This window comes from Hydrogenophaga sp. A37, from assembly GCF_002001205.1.
GTDB lineage: Bacteria > Pseudomonadota > Gammaproteobacteria > Burkholderiales > Burkholderiaceae_C > Hydrogenophaga.
This window is the reverse complement of record NZ_MUNZ01000007.1, coordinates 1-700: the sequence shown is the minus strand read 5'-3', so window position 1 is coordinate 700 and position 700 is coordinate 1. Positions and strand designations below refer to the sequence as shown.

1 protein-coding gene is annotated in these 700 nt (G+C 50.3%); it reads right to left on the bottom strand.

Going from position 1 to position 700, the window contains the following annotated elements; all coding sequences use genetic code 11:
* Positions 1-119: 119 nt before the first annotated feature.
* Positions 120-545 (bottom strand): hypothetical protein, encoded by a 426-nt coding sequence (locus tag B0E41_RS00025; protein ID WP_171984612.1) that lies wholly within the window; start codon positions 543-545, stop codon positions 120-122.
* Positions 546-700 lie beyond the last annotated feature (155 nt).

Genomic DNA, 700 nt, shown 5'->3' with positions numbered 1-700 from the left:
GGGTCATGGGGCATTGTGGTCAGGGTAGGTCGCCAGCGATGGTGATAGGAACCTTGAAAACCGTGAAACCGCTTCAAGCGCGTGCCGTCAAAGACCTCGGGGGTTCAACGCACCCTTCGTCAATTGGTGACCTTGGTTGCGGCGCGCACCTTTTCGAACATCTCACTGACCACTCCCTCCACCACAAGTTTGGAATCACGAAACCCGTGCAAAGGTGAATCCTTCCAGTCTCCAGACGCCAACAAATCTCCTGTTTCGGCGTCGTAGAGACGGACCGTCAGAGAGCGCAAATACATCGCAAGATCCCAGCGCCAGACGTCCGCATAGCTCACAACTGCATCTGCTTCAGCCGACCTTCGTGTACCTGTGGGAAGCGGCACTTTTATTGAAAACCCCTCTTTGATCAAGGCGCTCTCAAGATTCTTGTTCATCTCGGGGGAGTTATCCGCCTCCAAGACCTGCACTACCGTTGAAATCTTCTTTTTGTACTCACCCTTCGCAAGAAAAATCTCTTGAGTGGTCGAGCAACCACCAATAGCTGCCAAAGTGAAAACTATAAAAATCAGAAAACACTTCCGCATTTTTAACCTCCCATTAAATTCAAGAAACATCCATCAACAGCAAAAAACCACACAGAAGAAGAAGAAGAGCTGGGTGAGTGCATAAGAAGCATCAAAACCCCTCCCCCGCCCCCAAATAC